Annotated in this window: 15 protein-coding genes; 4 read left to right on the forward strand and 11 right to left on the reverse strand. The window is 65.4% G+C overall.

The genetic code is table 11. The features are described 5' to 3' along the window. Positions 1-66 precede the first annotated feature (66 nt). Positions 67-435 carry a lipoprotein gene (locus IB275_RS25270; protein WP_045211033.1) on the reverse strand — a complete coding sequence of 123 codons (369 nt, stop codon included), beginning with the start codon at positions 433-435 and terminating at the stop codon, positions 67-69. Between the two features lie 99 nt (positions 436-534). Between IB275_RS25270 and IB275_RS25275 the strand changes: the two genes are divergently transcribed. The 3 genes from IB275_RS25275 to pyk all read left to right on the forward strand — a co-directional run bounded on the left by IB275_RS25275 (position 535) and on the right by pyk (position 3,927). Continuing rightward, entirely contained in the window at positions 535-1,359 is an 825-nt protein-coding gene (locus IB275_RS25275) for an outer membrane protein assembly factor BamD (protein WP_192292181.1), read from the forward strand. Between the two features lie 102 nt (positions 1,360-1,461). Further along, on the forward strand, positions 1,462-2,370 hold the full coding sequence (locus tag IB275_RS25280; protein ID WP_192292184.1) for a universal stress protein: 909 nt from the start codon (positions 1,462-1,464) through the stop codon (positions 2,368-2,370). A gap of 105 nt (positions 2,371-2,475) precedes the next feature. Beyond that, positions 2,476-3,927, forward strand: a complete 1,452-nt coding sequence (pyk, locus tag IB275_RS25285) for a pyruvate kinase (RefSeq protein ID WP_192292187.1) — start codon at positions 2,476-2,478, stop codon at positions 3,925-3,927. A 432-nt stretch (positions 3,928-4,359) separates the two neighbouring features. Here pyk and IB275_RS25290 read toward each other — a convergent pair whose 3' ends face one another. The 3 genes from IB275_RS25290 to IB275_RS25300 form a co-directional block, all read right to left on the reverse strand. Continuing rightward, positions 4,360-5,133: an enoyl-CoA hydratase-related protein gene (locus IB275_RS25290; protein WP_192292191.1), complete on the reverse strand. Its 774-nt coding sequence runs from the start codon at positions 5,131-5,133 to the stop codon at positions 4,360-4,362. Positions 5,134-5,314: 181 nt separating this feature from the next. Next, on the reverse strand, positions 5,315-6,253 hold the full coding sequence (locus tag IB275_RS25295; RefSeq protein ID WP_192292194.1) for an iron-sulfur-binding ferredoxin reductase: 939 nt from the start codon (positions 6,251-6,253) through the stop codon (positions 5,315-5,317). After that, positions 6,246-7,373 (reverse strand): GGDEF domain-containing protein, encoded by a 1,128-nt coding sequence (locus IB275_RS25300; protein WP_192223895.1) that lies wholly within the window; start codon positions 7,371-7,373, stop codon positions 6,246-6,248. The genes IB275_RS25295 and IB275_RS25300 overlap by 8 nt, the downstream gene beginning before the upstream one ends. Positions 7,374-7,625: 252 nt before the next feature. On the opposite strand from IB275_RS25300, the gene IB275_RS25305 reads away from it, so the two are divergent. Next, positions 7,626-9,149: a fumarate hydratase gene (locus tag IB275_RS25305; protein ID WP_081516327.1), complete on the forward strand. Its 1,524-nt coding sequence runs from the start codon at positions 7,626-7,628 to the stop codon at positions 9,147-9,149. A 69-nt stretch (positions 9,150-9,218) separates the two neighbouring features. Here the strand turns inward: IB275_RS25305 and IB275_RS25310 are convergent, their stop codons facing one another. The 7 genes from IB275_RS25310 to aldA all read right to left on the reverse strand — a co-directional run bounded on the left by IB275_RS25310 (position 9,219) and on the right by aldA (position 16,575). Beyond that, positions 9,219-9,719, reverse strand: coding sequence for a hypothetical protein (locus IB275_RS25310; protein WP_192292197.1), 501 nt, complete (start codon positions 9,717-9,719; stop codon positions 9,219-9,221). A 96-nt stretch (positions 9,720-9,815) separates the two neighbouring features. Further along, positions 9,816-10,121, reverse strand: coding sequence for a ribbon-helix-helix domain-containing protein (locus IB275_RS25315; RefSeq protein ID WP_192292200.1), 306 nt, complete (start codon positions 10,119-10,121; stop codon positions 9,816-9,818). A 33-nt stretch (positions 10,122-10,154) separates the two neighbouring features. Then, on the reverse strand, positions 10,155-10,736 hold the full coding sequence (locus IB275_RS25320) for a DJ-1/PfpI family protein (protein WP_192292202.1): 582 nt from the start codon (positions 10,734-10,736) through the stop codon (positions 10,155-10,157). 91 nt (positions 10,737-10,827) lie between these two features. Continuing rightward, the gene (locus tag IB275_RS25325; RefSeq protein WP_192292204.1) at positions 10,828-12,492 is read right to left on the reverse strand and encodes a GMC family oxidoreductase; all 1,665 of its coding nucleotides are present in this window, start codon (positions 12,490-12,492) and stop codon (positions 10,828-10,830) included. A 61-nt stretch (positions 12,493-12,553) separates the two neighbouring features. Continuing rightward, the gene (locus IB275_RS25330) at positions 12,554-13,771 is read right to left on the reverse strand and encodes a mandelate racemase/muconate lactonizing enzyme family protein (protein ID WP_192292207.1); all 1,218 of its coding nucleotides are present in this window, start codon (positions 13,769-13,771) and stop codon (positions 12,554-12,556) included. Then, the gene (locus tag IB275_RS25335; RefSeq protein WP_225610428.1) at positions 13,768-15,063 is read right to left on the reverse strand and encodes an MFS transporter; all 1,296 of its coding nucleotides are present in this window, start codon (positions 15,061-15,063) and stop codon (positions 13,768-13,770) included. Before IB275_RS25335 ends, IB275_RS25330 begins: the two co-directional genes overlap by 4 nt. Before the next feature lie 90 nt (positions 15,064-15,153). Further along, positions 15,154-16,575, reverse strand: a complete 1,422-nt coding sequence (aldA, locus tag IB275_RS25340; RefSeq protein WP_192292210.1) for an aldehyde dehydrogenase — start codon at positions 16,573-16,575, stop codon at positions 15,154-15,156. Positions 16,576-16,809 lie beyond the last annotated feature (234 nt).

Genomic DNA, 16,809 nt, shown 5'->3' on the forward strand with positions numbered 1-16,809 from the left:
CATGCATGATGCACTCAAGAGATTAGCCAGCTATGAGCGGCGCTCAAGTCGGCCCGCGACCGCCGGTCAGGGCGTGGGCGTGTCGAGGCGCAGATCGTTGGGCAGACGGCCATTCAAGCGCAGCGTTTCCAGCCGTGCCTTGGCCCGGTAAGCATACTCACTGGTGGGGTAACGGGCGACGATGAACTGGTAGGTCTGCGCCGCATCGACGTAGAACTTCTCACGCTCCAGGCACTGGCCGCGCAGCATGGAGATTTCCGGCTGGATCCACGGCCGCGCGCGCGCCTTGCGCTCGGTCTCCGAGAGCTCCAGCTGCACGCGCTGGCAGTCACCGCTCTTGTACGCGCGGTAGGCATTGTTCAGGTGATAATTCATCGACCAGCTGGTGCAGCCGGTAACACTCAGCGCCAGCAGCGCGAGGAAAAGGGTTCGCATGGGCATATCCTCCGTTGGGAAGTGTATCGGCCCGTCTTGGCCGTACTGTAGCCCGCCACTAGACTCACGTGGACTTCGCCTCAGCGCAAAGGATCTGCCATGCGTTTCGCACACCCGATTTCTATTGCCCTCCCGTTCGCCGTGCTGCTGCCCTGGCTCACCGCCTGCGCCCCGACCACGCCGTTGTTCGTTGCCCAGATCACCACCGGCGAAGTGGCCGAATACAAGCAGCTCAAGAACAAGCGCATGACCGCTGCCGTGGAAGAGGAAGGCGACCTCCTCACCTACAGCGCCCAGGCCATCCGCGACGGCAAGAGCAGCGAAGCCGAGCAGCTCTACCTCACCGGCTACGACAACACCCGCTACGGCCCCGAGGTGCGCGCCATCGCGCTGTACCAGATCGGCCTGATCTACATGAGCCGCTACAACGACCAGCGCGACGATCAGAAAGCCATGGATTACTTCCAGCGCATCGACCGTGAATTCCCCGGCACCAAGGCCGCCGAACACGCCGATGCCCGCGAGCTGATCATCCGCCAGCGTGCCAAGGACCCGGTGCAGAAGACCGCCAGGCAATTGCTGGCCGACTGGCAGCCGCAGTACAACCTCGACCTGAACAAGCCGACCCTCGACCCGGACATGACCCTGCTGTCGCGCCGTGCCGTGCTCAAGGGACGTGTCGACGAAGCCGCACAACTCTACCTGCTGGGAGCCAACGACCCCGCCATCCCGGCGGACATCCGCGAGAAGGCGCTGTACCAGTTGGGACTGATGTACATGGCGCCGGACAACCCGCACCCGGACCGCGAAAAGGCCATCGCCTACCTGCGCCGCCAGCTCGCCGAATTCCCCAGCGGCGAACTGGCCGACAAGGGCGCCCGGCACCTTGACCGCGCGCTGAACCAGACCTCGCCCCGCAGCTGACAGCAAAGCCTGCGCACCGCTGAGCCACGTCAAGACGCGCGGCGGGCGGCAGTGTCTACGCTTGTGCTCTGCAATGAACGCAGAGCGCGCGAGGACTCCGCCATGAAGCTGCAGCACCTGCTCGTCATCATCGACCCGACCCGCGCAGACCAGCCCGCCCTCACCCGTGCCCGCTGGATCGCCCAGCGCTGCGGCGCGCGCCTAGAGCTGCTGGCCTGCGTGTACAACGCGGCGCTGGACAACGCCCTGCTGCTGGAACGTGGCGACCTCGACGCCGCCCAGCGCAACTTGCTGGACGAGCGTCTGGGCTGGCTGCAACAGCTTGCCGAACCGCTGCGCGAAACCGGCCTCGACGTGCACTGCCAGGTGCGCTGGGGCAAGTCCCTGCACCACCAGGTGGTTCTCCGCTGCGAGCAGACCACGCCCGATCTGGTACTCAAGTCCGCGCATCACCACAACCTGCTCAAGCGCCTGTTCCTCACCAACAACGACTGGCAGTTGATCCGTCATTGCCCGCAGCCGCTGTGGCTAGTGCAGCACGGCGAATGGTCGGGGAAGAACCTGTGCGCCGCCGTCGACCCGCTGCACGCCGGCGATACCCCGGCCACGCTGGATCATCGGCTGATCACGGTAGCCCGCGAACTGGAGCAGCGCCTGCAGCTCGACGCCCACTACCTGCACGCTTACATGGCCGTACCGCGCACCCTGGCGTTCAACGCCGAGCTGCTGGCCGACTACGATAACTACGTGCTGCGCACCGAAGCCCACCACCGCGCAGCCTTCGACGCCCTGCTCGCGCACTACCCGCAGATCGATCGCCAGCGCGCGTTGCTGGGCCAGGGCTTCGCCGAGGAAGTGATCCCGGCCTACGTGAAGGACCACGCCATCGACCTGCTGCTGATGGGCGCCGTCGCCCGCGGGCAGCTCGACAACGCGCTGATCGGCCAGACCGCCGAGCGGGTCTTCGAGGAAGTCGAATGCGATCTGCTGGTGATCCGGCCCCGCACCTGAGAGAGCTACCTGAAAGAGTCACCTGAAGAGAGTAAGATGGCGCCCTGGCCGCTCCGGACCTGCTCCGGCGGCGGCCTGACCGCTGCTTTCCCCTAGGAGTCCCGCATGTCCCTTCGCCGCACCAAGATCGTCGCCACCCTCGGCCCAGCCAGCAATTCCCCCGAAGTCCTGGAACAGCTGATCCTCGCCGGGATCGACGTCGCCCGTCTGAACTTCTCCCACGGCACTCCCGACGAACATCGCGCGCGCGCCCAACTGGTGCGCGACATTGCCGCCAAGCACGGTCGCTTCGTGGCGCTGCTGGGCGACCTGCAGGGTCCCAAGATCCGTATCGCCAAGTTCGCCAACAAGCGCATCGAACTGGCCGTCGGCGACACCTTCCGCTTCTCCACCAGCCACCCGCGCACCGAAGGCAACCAGCAGGTCGTGGGCATCGACTACCCGGACCTGGTCAAGGACTGCGGCATCGGTGACGAGCTGCTGCTGGACGACGGCCGCGTGGTCATGGTGGTCAAGGAAGTGAAGGCCGACGAACTGGTCTGCGAAGTACTGATCGGCGGCCCGCTGTCCGACCACAAGGGCATCAACCGCCGTGGCGGCGGCCTCACCGCGCCGGCTCTGACCGAGAAGGACAAGGCCGATATCAAGCTGGCCGCGAGCATGGACCTGGACTACGTCGCCGTGTCCTTCCCGCGTGACGCCAAGGACATGGAATACGCCCGCCGCCTGCTCACCGAAGCCGGCGGCACCGCCTGGCTGGTGGCCAAGATCGAACGCGCCGAAGCCGTGGCCGACGACGAAGCCCTGGACGGCCTGATCCGCGCCAGCGACGCCGTGATGGTTGCCCGTGGTGACCTCGGCGTGGAAATCGGCGACGCCGAGCTGGTGGGCATCCAGAAGAAGATCATTCTGCACGCGCGCCGCTACAACAAGGCAGTGATCACCGCGACCCAGATGATGGAGTCGATGATCCAGAACCCGATGCCGACCCGCGCGGAAGTCTCCGACGTGGCCAACGCCGTGCTCGACTACACCGACGCCGTGATGCTCTCGGCCGAATCTGCCGCTGGCGAATACCCGGTGGAAGCGGTCAAGGCCATGGCGCGCATCTGCGCCGGCGCCGAGAAGCACCCGACCACCAAGAAGTCCAGCCACCGCCTGGGCCAGACCTTCGAGCGCTGCGACGAGAGCATCGCCCTGGCGGCCATGTACACCGCCAACCACTTCCCGGGCATCAAGGCGATCATCTGCCTGACCGAAAGCGGTTACACCCCGCTGATCATGTCGCGCATCCGCTCCTCGGTACCGATCTTCGCCTACTCCCCGCACCGCGAAACCCAGGCCCGCGTGGCGCTGTTCCGTGGCGTGGAGACCATCCCGTTCGACCCGGCCGCCCTGCCGCCGGAGCGTGTCAGCCAGGAAGCCGTCGACGCGCTGCTGCAGCGTGGCGTGGTGACCAAGGGGGACTGGGTGATCCTGACCAAGGGCGACAGCTACACCGCCCAGGGCGGCACCAACACCATGAAGGTGCTGCACGTGGGCGACCTGCTGGTCTGATCCTGCTGTAAAGGCTCTTAATTGAGCGAGAAAGGCCGCCCTCGGGCGGCCTTTTCCTTTTGCGGTTGCTCAAAGGGCAACCAATCGGCTGAAAGCCCGGCGCCATGCGGCTTCGGCACCTTGGCCCCAAGCTTATCCACAGCACCTTCCACACCTTATGTGGGCAACCTGCCGGGTATCGCTCAAATACCGCTCAATCTCCTGCAGATCACGGCTGGCGTGGCTTCGCTGGGTTGCCCCAGAGCTTATCCACAGCGCGCTCCACAGATTGTGTGGGCAACCCGGCCATCCCACGGCGGATAACGCTGGCGCGTTATTCGCCCTACCAGAGTGACCGAGTGCACGACGCAGGATGGCGTGGAGCGCAGCGATACCCATCCTACATAAACGGGGCGTACAACCGCTCGCGGTTGTACGCCGTGAGCGAGCCGCTCAGAGGAACTTGGAGAAATCCGGCTGGCGGCGCTGGGTGAAGGCACTCAGCGCTTCGTGGGCTTCCGGCGAATGCAGACGCTGCACGAAGTGCTGGCCTTCCTCCGCCACCACCCGGCGCAGTTCCTCGATGAAGGGCGCTTTCAGCAGGCGCTTGCTCAGCGCCACCGCGGCCGGCGGCAGTTGCTGGAAGGCCTGGCAAACCTCGCGGGCACGCTCCAGCGCGGCCGCGCCGTCTGCCAGCGCCTCGTTGGCGATGCCGTAGGCCACGGCCTGCTCGCCGGTGAAACCTTCGCCGCGCAGCAGCAGGCTGGAAGCCTTCACCGGGCCGACCAGACGCGGCACCAGGAAGCTGGAACCGAACTCCGGGCACAGGCCCAGGTTGACGAAGGGCATCTTCAGCTTGGCGCTCCTGGCGATAAACACCTGGTCGCAGTGCAGCAGCAGCGTGGTGCCGATGCCCACGGCCGGGCCGGCGACGGCGGCGACCACCGGTTTGGTGAATTCCATCAGCGCGCGCATGAAGCGGAACACCGCGCTGTCCGGACCGCTCGGCGGCTCCTGGAGGAAGTCGACGATGTCGTTGCCGCTGGTGAAGCACTCGGCGTTGCCGGTGATCAGCACCACGCGCACCGAACGATCCTCCTGCGCCGCTTCCAGCGCATCGGCGAGACCGGCATACATGCTGCGGGTCAGCGCGTTCATCTTGTCCGGACGGTTCAGGCGCAGGGTCAGCAGGCCCTCTTCGCGCTCGACGAGAATCTGTTCGCTCATGGCAATTCCTTGTTCTTATTGAAGGGTGGGACCGCCTCAGAGCCTTTTCAACACCTCGCGAGCTAGAGCAGAACAAGGCGGAGTCAGGCTGAAAAAGCGGAGTTTACATCGCGTAAATGAGCATTTTTCAGCCTGGTTCCAACGCAGTCATGCCGGCGCGCAGCAGGTGTTGAACTGGCTCTCAGGCGTGGGGCAGGTACAGGTCGGCCAGCGTCTGGCCACGGGGCACGCCGCAGAGGTAGAGGCGGCGAGCGAAGGCATCGACGCTGGCAGGATGGCCGCAGAGTAAGGCGAGGGTTCGCCGCGAAACAAGCCGGAGTTGCGCCAAAACCTCGGCCGACTCGGCCGTGGTCATCAGCGTCACTTGCAGCTCAGGATGGCTGGCGGCCAGGGATTGCAGGGGCTCCGCCAGATAATGGCCGGCGTGGTCATGGGCCTGGTGAATGACGCGGACCGGCCCACTGTGATGCTGCCGCAGCGCTTCGCGCAGGACGCCCCAGAGCGGCGCCAGGCCGGTGCCGGAAGCCATCAGCAGCAGCGGTCGCTCATGCCATTCCGGGTCGTAGTGCAGTGCGCCGCCGCGCAGCTCGCCCAGGCGCAGGCTGTCACCGACCTTCAGGCCTCGGGCGAAATCGGCGAAGGCGCCGCATTCGCGGCAGTCGATGTGGAATTCGAGCCAGGGGTCCAGGCCCGGCACGCTGGCCAGGGAGTAGGGCCGCGCGACGCCTTCGGCGCTCCAGAGTATCAGGTGCTGACCGGCGCTGTAGCGCAGCGGGCGTTGCGGGGTGAGGCGCAGGCGCAGCACGTCCGGCGCCGGCCAGTCGAGTTCAGTCACCGTGGCGGGCAGGCCATCGCGCTGCGGGTCGAAGGTTTCCACCGAGAGGTCCTCGATCACCCGGCACTGGCAGGACAGTCGCCAGCCCTCCGCGCGGCGCACGGAATCCAGCGCCTCGGGCAAGGCATCCAGCACCTCGCCACGGGTGCAGCGCACCAGGCAGGCGTGGCAACTGCCGGCCCGGCAGCTGTAAGGCACCGCGATGCCGACGCCGCGCAGGGCATCGAGCAGGTTGACTCCGGGGCTGACCGAAAAGCGTTGCGATCCGGCCTGTATCTCAGGCACGCGTCCACTCCCATGCGGCATCGCAGCGGTTGCGTCCGCTGCGTTTCGCACGGTAGAGCGCCTGGTCGGCCCGTTGCAAGGCCTCGTCGAGATCGTCGTTGGCGTCGAGCAGGGTCATCCCCGCCGACAGGCTCAGGGTTTCGATATTCACACCCACCGGTTCCGCCGCCGAATAGGCCATCCGCAGGCGTTCGCAGCAGGTGGTCAGGCGATCGGCGTCGGCGTTGGGCAGCAGCAGGACGAACTCTTCGCCGCCGTAGCGCGCCAGCACGTCGCCTTCGCGCAGGCAGGCCCGCGCCACGGCGGCGAAGGTCTGCAGCACGCGGTCACCGGCGGCATGGCCGTGGACATCGTTGATGCGCTTGAAGTGGTCCAGGTCGATCAGCGCCAGGCCGTGGCGCTGGCCGGGGTGCATTTCTTCCAGCGCACGACCGGCCAGGCGGATGAAGTGCCGGCGGTTGAACAGCCCGGTGAGCTCGTCGGTGGCAACCAGGTCTTCGAGCTGGCGCATCATGCCGCGCAGGGTGTCCTGGTGCGCCTGCAGTGCATAGCGGCGCTGGCGCATGCGCTGGCGCAACGACTGCACGTAACCGGCGAACAGGCTCAGCCAGGTAAGCACGATGAACAGCACCAGCAGTTGCAGGACCGCCTGGGCCGGCAGTTGCAGGCGCTGCTGGAAGGCTTCGTGGAGGTTCAGGCCAGCAAAGGCAATGAAGGCCAGCGCGGCGCAGCGGGCGAATACCCTTGGCTGCAACTGGAACACGCCGAACAGCAGGATCAGCACGTAGAGCACCATCAGCGTGCCGCGCGCGGTATCGACGTTGGCCAGGAACAGGGTGTTCCAGACCAGCGCCACCAGCACCTGCGGCTCGGTCATGCTCGGATCGGTGAAACGCTGGTTGCGCCCGCTGAAGAACAGCCAGGCGAACACCAGCTGGCTGCCGGCGACCAGTAGCGTGCAGGTCAGGGCGAAGCTGACGGGGGCGCGGTAGAACTCGCCGAATACGGCCAACCACAACAACAGAAGCGCCAGCGCATAGGTCCCGAGGGCCATGCCGAATCGCCTGATGAGTAGTTTTTGTAAGGCGTGCTGCTTCAGAGGTGGTTTCAGCGTGCTCATGGGGCTCCGTCCCGTAATGGCACCTGGCCTTCACTCTACTATCAAAGCGCCCCAGTGCCTAGCCGATCGGAATGTGGGCGGACCGCATGAAGAGCAGAGGTCACCTGGGACCAAGGTCGGATCACTGGCGAGTGCGCGGCAAGCGGCCGCAGCGCTATACTATGGCGCCTTTTTTCGCCGCAGCCGTGTCGGCGAAACCCTGATGTAACAGGCTAGAAGCCTGTCTTACCCGCCTGAAGAGGACCGTGCTCCATGGCCGTGATCAAGCAAGACGACCTGATCCAGAGCGTCGCCGATGCCCTGCAGTTCATCTCCTACTACCACCCGGTTGACTTCATCCAGGCCATGCATGAGGCCTACCTGCGCGAAGAGTCGCCGGCTGCCCGGGACTCGATGGCGCAGATCCTGATCAACTCGCGCATGTGCGCCACTGGTCACCGCCCGATCTGCCAGGACACCGGTATCGTCACCGTGTTCGTCCGCGTCGGCATGGAAGTGAGCTGGGCCGGCGCCACCATGAGCGTCGACGACATGATCAACGAAGGCGTGCGTCGCGCCTACAACCTGCCGGAGAACGTCCTGCGCGCCTCTATCCTGGCCGACCCGGCCGGCGCGCGTAAGAACACCAAGGACAACACCCCGGCAGTGATCCACTACTCCATCGTCCCCGGCAACACCGTGGAAGTGGACGTTGCAGCCAAGGGCGGCGGCTCCGAGAACAAGTCGAAGATGGCCATGCTCAACCCGTCCGACTCGATCGTCGACTGGGTCCTGAAGACCGTTCCGACCATGGGCGCCGGCTGGTGCCCGCCGGGCATGCTCGGCATCGGCATCGGCGGTACCGCCGAGAAGGCCGCGGTGATGGCGAAGGAAGTCCTGATGGACGAGATCGACATCCACGAACTGAAGGCCCGCGGTCCGCAGAACAAGATCGAGGAAATGCGCCTTGAGCTGTTCGAGAAGGTCAATCAGCTGGGCATCGGTGCCCAGGGCCTGGGCGGCCTGACCACCGTGCTCGACGTGAAGATCATGGACTACCCGACCCACGCCGCCTCGCTGCCGGTCTGCATGATCCCCAACTGCGCCGCCACCCGTCACGCACACTTCGTGCTCGACGGCTCGGGCCCGGCCGAACTGGAAGCGCCGTCCCTGGACGCTTACCCGGAAATCGTCTGGGAAGCCGGCCCGTCCGCGCGCCGCGTCAACCTCGACAGCATCACCCCGGAAGAAGTGCAAAGCTGGAAACCGGGCGAGACCATCCTGCTCAACGGCAAGATGCTCACCGGCCGCGACGCCGCACACAAGCGCATGGTCGACATGCTGAACAAGGGCGAAGAGCTGCCGGTGGACCTCAAGGGCCGCTTCATCTACTACGTCGGCCCGGTCGATCCGGTCGGTGACGAAGTGGTTGGCCCGGCTGGCCCGACCACCGCGACCCGGATGGACAAGTTCACCCGCCAGATCCTCGAGACCACCGGTCTGCTGGGCATGATCGGCAAGTCCGAGCGCGGCCCGATCGCCATCGAGGCAATCAAGGACAACAAGGCCGTCTACCTGATGGCCGTTGGCGGCGCCGCCTACCTGGTCGCCCAGGCGATCAAGAAGTCCAAGGTCCTCGCCTTCGCCGAACTGGGCATGGAAGCGATCTACGAGTTCGAAGTCAAAGACATGCCGGTGACCGTTGCGGTCGACACCAATGGCGAGTCGGTGCACATCACCGGCCCGGCCATCTGGCAGAAGAAGATCGCCGAGAGCCTGGCGGTGGAAGTGCAGTAATCACTGCATGACCGCTCCATGAAAAAGCCCGGCCAAGTGCCGGGCTTTTTCATGTCTGGCCGTTCTCTGTCAGAGGGCGGTTTCCAGAGCGGACTGGATGGCCTCGGTACGCTCCTCGATTTCCTCGGCCGCCGAAGCGGGCTTGAAATTGATGCTGAGCACTCCCGCGTCCAGGGCTACCTTGTCGCGGTAGCCGTCCGCTGAGGCGCGACTGGCGTCGTAGCGCACCACGACACGTTTCAGCTTGCCTTGTACCGCCTGCTTGCCCTGGTCGTAGGAGGTCAGCATCTCCAGCGCCTCGGCCAGCGGCACGAAGTACACGTTGGTCCAATAATCCTCGGCCCCATAGTGAGCAGCCTGCCCCGGCAGGGCGATGCTCTCCCAGTCCACTTCGACGGGCACGGCAAAGCCGGCGGACTCCTGGATATCGTGCAGTTGCTCGACGAAGGCATTCTGCTGATAGGCCGTGATGGCTTTGCGTTCCGCGGAGCTGGGCTCGGCGATCGACAGGCCGACCATGCCTCCCGCCAGCAAGGCGCAGAGGAAAAGCGAGCGGGTACTGGATGGCATGGGACACTCCCGGAATCTGGCAACGGCGCAGTCTAGAAAGACCGCACCGGGCTCCGGGATCGGACTATTCGGCAAACGCCGTGAGCAAAGGCCGAATCAGGTCGCGCTGCGCGCTACCAGGCTCAGTTCCGTCACCTTGTCGCGGCGCTGGGCGAGGAAGCGCGTGCAGCTCACACGCAGGAAGGAAGCGAAGTTCACCACCTCCCCGCGGTAGTCCATCACCTCGTCGTAGAGCTTGGTGATCAGCTGGTTGGTGGTCATGCCGTCCACTTCGGCAATCTCGCGCAGGATATCCCAGAACTGGTTCTCCAGGCGCAGCGTGGTGACCACGCCACGGATGCGCAGCGAGCGCGAACGCGACTCGTAGAGAATCGGGTCGGCCTTTACGTAGAGTTCGCACATGGATGGCTGCTCCAGCTTCGATGACGGGCCAGTTTACAGGCTGATCTTCGTGCCCAGCACGTCGAGGAACTTCGCCAGCCAGGCAGGGTGCGCCGGCCAGGCCGGGGCGGTGACCAGGTTGCCGTCGACATGGGCCGCGTCCACCGGGATGTCCACGTACTCGCCGCCAGCCAGCGTCACTTCCGGGCCGCAGGCCGGGTAGGCGCTGCAGGCGCGGCCCTTGAGTACGCCGGCAGCGGCCAGCAACTGGGCACCGTGGCAGACAGCGGCGATCGGCTTTTTCGCGGCGTCGAAGGCTTTCACCAGCTCGATCACCCTGGCGTTCAGGCGCAGGTATTCCGGGGCACGGCCGCCGGGAATCAGCAGCGCGTCGTAGTCTTCGGCGCGCACATCGGCGAAGTTGGCATTAAGGGCGAAGTTGTGACCGGGCTTCTCGCTGTAGGTCTGGTCGCCTTCGAAATCGTGGATCGCGGTACGGATGCTCTGGCCGGCCTTCTTGTCCGGGCAGACGGCATGGACGGTGTGCCCGACCATCAGCAGGGCCTGGAACGGCACCATGGTTTCGTAGTCTTCGGCGTAGTCGCCGACCAGCATCAGGATCTTCTTCGCGGCCATCTGGGGCATCCTCCCGGCAGGGCCCGGCCATGGTGGCCGGGCATGCGGGAGAGCTTAGTCAGTGGCGCAGGCAGTGGGTAATACGCCGCTACTACACCGCCATGCGCTGGACAGGCTTGGCGCTCGAGCGTTGCTCGGCAACCAGACGGGCATCTTCGAGGATCAGGTCGGCGCCCTTCTCCGCCACCATCATCACTGCGGCGTTGGTGTTGCCGGAGGTGACGTTGGGGAAGATCGACGCATCGACCACGCGCAGCCCCTTGAGGCCATGCACGCGCAGGCGGTTGTCCACCACCGAGGTCTGCGGGTCGCTGCCCATGGCGCAGCTGCCACACAGGTGGTAGATCGAGCCGCAGTTCTCGCGGAAGTACTGCAGCATCTGCTCGTCGGACTGGGTGGCCGGGCCGGGCAGTACTTCCTCGACGGTGATTTTCTTCAGCGCCGGCGCGTTCATGATCTTGCGGATCAGGTGGCTGCCCTGAATGGCCTCGTCGATGTCCTTCTGCGTGCTCAGGTAGTTCGGGTCGATCAGTGCGGCATCGGCCGGGTTCTTCGAGGCGATGCGGATTTCGCCGCGGCTGGTCGGCCGGCACGGGTTGAAGCAGAGCAGGAAGCCCGAATACGGCTCGGGTTTCAGGCTGGCCTTGTTGCTCTTGGGAATCTGGTACGACAGCGGGTTGAAGTACAGCTGCAGGTTCGGGTGCTCCAGCGCATCGTCGCTGCGGAAGAAACCGCCGCTCTGGTTCACGCTCATCGACAGCGGGCCCTTGCGGGTCAGCAGGTATTCAAGGCCCAGCCTGGCCTGGCCGAACAGCGAACCGAAGTCGTCGTTCAGGGTACGGATGTTGGCCTTGTAGTAGTAGCTGACGCAGAGGTGATCCTGCAGGTTCTTGCCCACGGCGGGGAGCTCGTGGACCTGGGGAATCCTGTGCTGATCGAGCAGCTCGCGGTCGGCGACGCCGGAGAGTTGCAGCAGCTTGGGTGAGTCCACCGCGCCGGCGGCGATGATGACTTCGCGCTCGGCGTGGAACTCACGCTGCACGCCGCTCTGCTTCACGCTCACGCCAATGGCGCGCTTGTTCTCGTCGAACAGCACGCGCTCCACCAGCGCGTTGCGCTCGATGGTCAGGTTGGCGCGGTGCTGCGCCGGGTGCAGGTAGGCGAAGCTGCTGGAACAGCGCTGGCCGTTCCTGGTGTTGACGTCGTAGAGACCGGCGCCTTCGAAGTCCTTGCCGTTGAAGTCGTCGCTCAGCGGATAACCCAGCTCCTGGCAGCCTTCCAGGAAGCTGTCACAGATCGGATGGGTGTGGCCCTTCATCGGCGTGATCCGAATTGGACCGTTGGCGCCGTGGTACTCGGTGTTGCCCAGCGGGTGCGATTCCAGCTTGCGGAAGTACGGCAGCACGTCCTTGAACGACCAGCCCTCGTTGCCGTTGGCCGCCCAGTCGTCGAAGTCATGGGCCTGGCCACGCACATAGATCATCGCGTTGATCGAGCCCGAGCCACCCTGCACCTTGCCGCGCGGCGCATAGAGTTCGCGGTTGGCGAGCTGCTTCTGCGGCTGGCTGTAGTACATCCAGTTGAAGGTCGGGTTGTAGTAGAGCTTGGCGAAGCCCACCGGGATCCTGAACCAGTGCGAGCTGTCCTTGCCACCGGCTTCCAGCAGCAGGACGCTGTGTTGGCCCGATTCGCTCAGGCGGGCGGCGAGGATGCAGCCGGCGGAACCGGCGCCGACGATGATGTAGTCGTATTTCATGGATTGCGTACCGCGGTGTTGGGTAGATCCCCGCTCCCGTTTGCAGGGAGCGGGTCCGGCATCAGCCTTTGGCCGGTGCGTTGTCTTTCACATCGACAGGGTCCGGGCCCATCTGCAGGTGCAGGCGTTCGCCGGTGTAGGGGCTGTGGGCGCGGACCACGTCCATGTTCAGCTCGACGCCAAGGCCGGGCTCGCTGGACGGGATGATGTAGCCGTCTTCCCACTGCAGCGGCTTCTTCAGCACCTGCGCGTGGAAGCCGTCCCAGGTGCCGATGCTTTCCTGGATCAGGAAGTTCGGCGTGCAGGCCGCCAGCTGGAAACTCGCTGCCGCGCCGATGGGGCCGTTGTAGAGGTGCGGGGCGATCTGGGCATAGAAGGCTTCGGCCATGGAGGCGATCTTCTTGCCTTCGAGCAGGCCGCCGCAGCGGCCGACGTTCATCTGCAGGATCGACGCGCCGCCGGCCTGCAGCAGCCTGAAGAACTCGTACTTGGTGGTCAGGCGCTCGCCGGTGGCGATCGGGATGCTGGTCTTGGCAGCGACCTGGCCCATGGCGTCTTCCTGGCCCGGCGGGATCGGCTCCTCGAACCACAGCGGGTCGTACTTCTCCAGGCGCTTCGCCAGGCGGATGGCCGAGGACGGCACCATCTGCCCGTGGGTGCCGAACAGCAGGTCGCATTGGTTGCCCACCGCTTCGCGGATCTTGCGGCAGAACGTCTCGCAGCGATCCAGCACCTCCAGCGACACCTGGTGGCCGGAGAACGCGGTGTAGGGGCCGGCCGGGTCGAACTTCAGCGCGGTGAAGCCAAGCTTCATGTTCTCGATGGCGCACTCGGCCGCCAGGTCCGGGTCGGAGTAGTCGTATTCGCCCTGGGCGTTCTTCGGGTACAGGTAGGTGTAGGAGCGCAGGCGCTCGTGGACCTTGCCGCCGAGCAACTCGTACACCGGTTTGTTCGCGGCCTTGCCGATGATGTCCCAGCAGGCCATTTCCAGGCCGCTGACAATGCCCATCATGGTCAGGTCGGGGCGCTGGGTAAAACCGCTCGAATAGGCGCGACGGAAGAAGCGCTCGATGTGGTGCGGGTCCTGGTTCTCCAGGTAGCGGCCGAACACGTCCTCGATGGCCGGCACCATCACCCGGGGATGGAAGGTGGCGGCGTAGATCTCGCCGACGCCTTCGATGCCGCAATCGGTCTTCAGCTTGACGAACAGCCAGTACATGCCGCCGACGTGGGGCGGTGGGACGGCGACCACATGGGTTTCGAGGGAGACGATCTTCATGCGTTTTTCGCTCTCTTCTGGATGCGCTTGTTCAGGATCAGGGTGGCGACCACGCCCAGCAGGCCCATCACCACGACATAGGAGAAGTAGATCTGGTAGCCGACGAAGCCGGGGAAGCGGTCGGTGATGTAGCCGTTGAGCAGGGGCAGGTAGGCGTCCGGGGCGTAACCCAGCACCGAGATGATGCCGATGGCCAGACCGGTGACACGCAGCGGGATGTGGCAGTCATCGAGGATCGCCCAGTACAGGCCGCGGATGGCGTAGGTCATCAGGCCGATGAAGATCACCAGGAAGATCAGCACGCCGAGCACATGCAGGCTCGGCAGCACGATCAGGCCGATCATCCCCAGGGCGGCCAGGAGCATGGCCCAGGTCAGCACGCCGGTACGGGTAAAGCGGTCACCCAGCCAGCCGCCGCCGATGCCGCCCAGCGGGCGCATCCACAGCTTGATGGTGGTGATCAGGCCGGCAGCGGTGGCGGAGAGGCCGAAGCCGCCTTCCTGCAGGTACGCCGAGAAGCTGTAGGTGGCCCAGAAGAAGTGGTAGCCGCAGAAGACAATGGCGGTGACCAGCCAGAGTTCGGGAATGCGCAGCAGGGTGCGGAAGTCTTCCAGCAGGTTGCCCTTCTCGGCGCGGGACTGCTTGCCGTTCTTCTGCGGATCACGCACCAGCATCAGTGCGGCGCCCAGCACGATGCAGAAGATCGCGTACATATGGATGACCAGTTGCAGGCCCTGGGCGTTCTTCTCGCCGCGGGTCTCGGTGACGTAGGCGAACAGCGCGATGGCGATGGTCGCCAGCAGCGCCTCGACCAGTCCGCGGCCGCCGTCGAGCACGCCGAAGAAGCGGCCCTGCTCGTCTTCGCCGGCGAGCATCTTCACCCGCTTGATCAGCGCGGCCCAGAAGGTCAGGCCGGTGGTGATGCCGAAGCCGCAGAAGATCACTAGCAGCGTGTCGAAGCCCGGCAGCATCGCGTACCACATGCCCAGCAGGCCGGTGCCGATCAGCGAGAAGCTGATCAGGAAGCGCGGCGACAGGCGGTCGGCCAGCCAGCCGCTGGGCAGGTAGCTGAGCAGGAAGGCGGTACCGAGGATCGAGTAGAGGTAGCCCAGTTCGCTGTTGTTGATCGCCAGCGCCTCGAGCATGGTGCTCTGGTACACCTGGCGCAGGTACAGCATGGGATAGATTGCCCCCGCCGCAAGTACGAGCAGGGCAAGCTGGATGTAACGGGTGAGGTTGGCGTTAGCCGGCACGGCCATGGTCATGGCATCTGCACTTATTGTTTTTTTCATCATGCATCTCGCAGCCGGCTCGGTCGCCGGCAACTGGTCGGAACAGCGGTGGGAGTATCGGGGCCCAGGCAGTGGGCCCCGTAGGTGGGGTCAGAACTTGAGGACCACGAGGCGCGTCTGGGTGAACTCCAGCATCCCGTGCTTGCCGTCGTCGCCGCCCAGGCCCGAGCGTTTCCAGCCGGCGTGGAAGCCCTGGTAGGGGTCGGCAGGCGTGCGGTTGATGTAGATCTCGCCAGCCTCGATGTGGTTGGCGACCTTCATGGCGTTGCGGTAGTTCTCGGTGAACAGCACCGAGGACAGGCCGAACTGGTGGTCGTTGGCCATGGCCAGCGCATCGTCGAGGGTCTTGTATGACAGCACCGGCAGCACCGGGCCGAAGATTTCCTCCTGGACGATCTCCATGTCCTGGCGGCAGCCGCTGAGCAGGGTCGCCGGGTAGAAGTGGCCGGCGCCCTCGGGCAGCACGCCGCCGCACTCCAGCACGGCGCCTTCGGCCAGCGCGCGCCGGACCTTGGCGTGCACGTCGGTACGGGCGCGGCCGTATTGCAGCGGGCCCATCAGGCTGGCGTCCTCGGCACGGTTACCGATGCGCACGGCGGCCATTTTCTCGCGCAGCAGGGCAAGGAAACGGTCATGCACGCTGGCCTGCACATAGACGCGCTCGATGGCGGTGCACAGCTGGCCGCAGTGGGTGGTCTTGGAGGCGACGATGGCGGCGGCGGCCTTCTCCAGGTCGGCGTCCGCCTCGATGATCGCCGGGGTCTTGCCGCCCAGTTCCAGGGACGGCTTGGCGATGTTGGCCTTGCAGTAGTCGAGCACGATACGGCCGGCGCCAACGCTGCCGGTCAGGGTGATCAGGCCGATCTGCGGCTGCTGGCAGAGCACGGCGGCGACGTCGTGATTCATGGTCAGCACGTTCAGCACGCCTGCGGGCAGGCCGGCTTCCTCGGCGCAACGGGCGATCTCGAAGGCGGAAGTCGGGGTGTTGTTGCTCGGGCGCACCACCACGGCGTTGCCGGTGATCAGCGCCGGCGCGACCTTGCGCAGGAAGGTATAGACCGGGTAGTTGAACGGGATCAGCGCCGCGACCACGCCGATCGGTTCGCGCTGCAGCAGGATGGTTTCGTCGGTGGAGTCGCTGGGGATCACTTCGCCTTCGATGCGACGCGCCCATTCGGCGTGGTAGCGGGTGATCTGGCCGGCGTAGAAGGCTTCGCTGCTGGCATCGGCCAGGCTCTTGCCGGACTCGGCGGCCAGGGCGGCGCCGATACGATCGGCGTTGCGTTCCAGGGCTTCGGCGAAGCGGCGCAGGTGTTCGCCGCGCTCGATGGCCGGCAGGCGAGCCCAGCTGCGCTGGGCGCGGGCGGCGGCTTCGACGGCGTTGCGCACATCGGCCTCGTTCGCGGCCGGCACCTGGGCGACCTGCTGCTCGGTCGCCGGGTCGAAAACGGCGATATGGGCGGAGGAGGCGTCGGCGAATCGGCCGTCGATGAAGTGTCGATCTGTACGCATGGTCATGTCCTGTCGTTCAAGCAAGGCTTCGGGCCGGTGGCGGCCCCACGCAACGACAAGGTGCAGGCTGGCTCATGCAGGCGACGGGCAAGGCGGCGCGGCGCAGGCAGGGAGGTGACTCTTGTCGTTATCGGTTGGCCGAAGTTTCGACAGGCGCCCCAGTCGCGACAAGCGATTAATAAACCGCCATAACATGCAAAAAACGCAGGTTAGTGCGCGCAGGAAAGTCGCCAC

This window comes from Pseudomonas sp. PDM21, from assembly GCF_014852505.2.
Taxonomy (GTDB): domain Bacteria; phylum Pseudomonadota; class Gammaproteobacteria; order Pseudomonadales; family Pseudomonadaceae; genus Pseudomonas.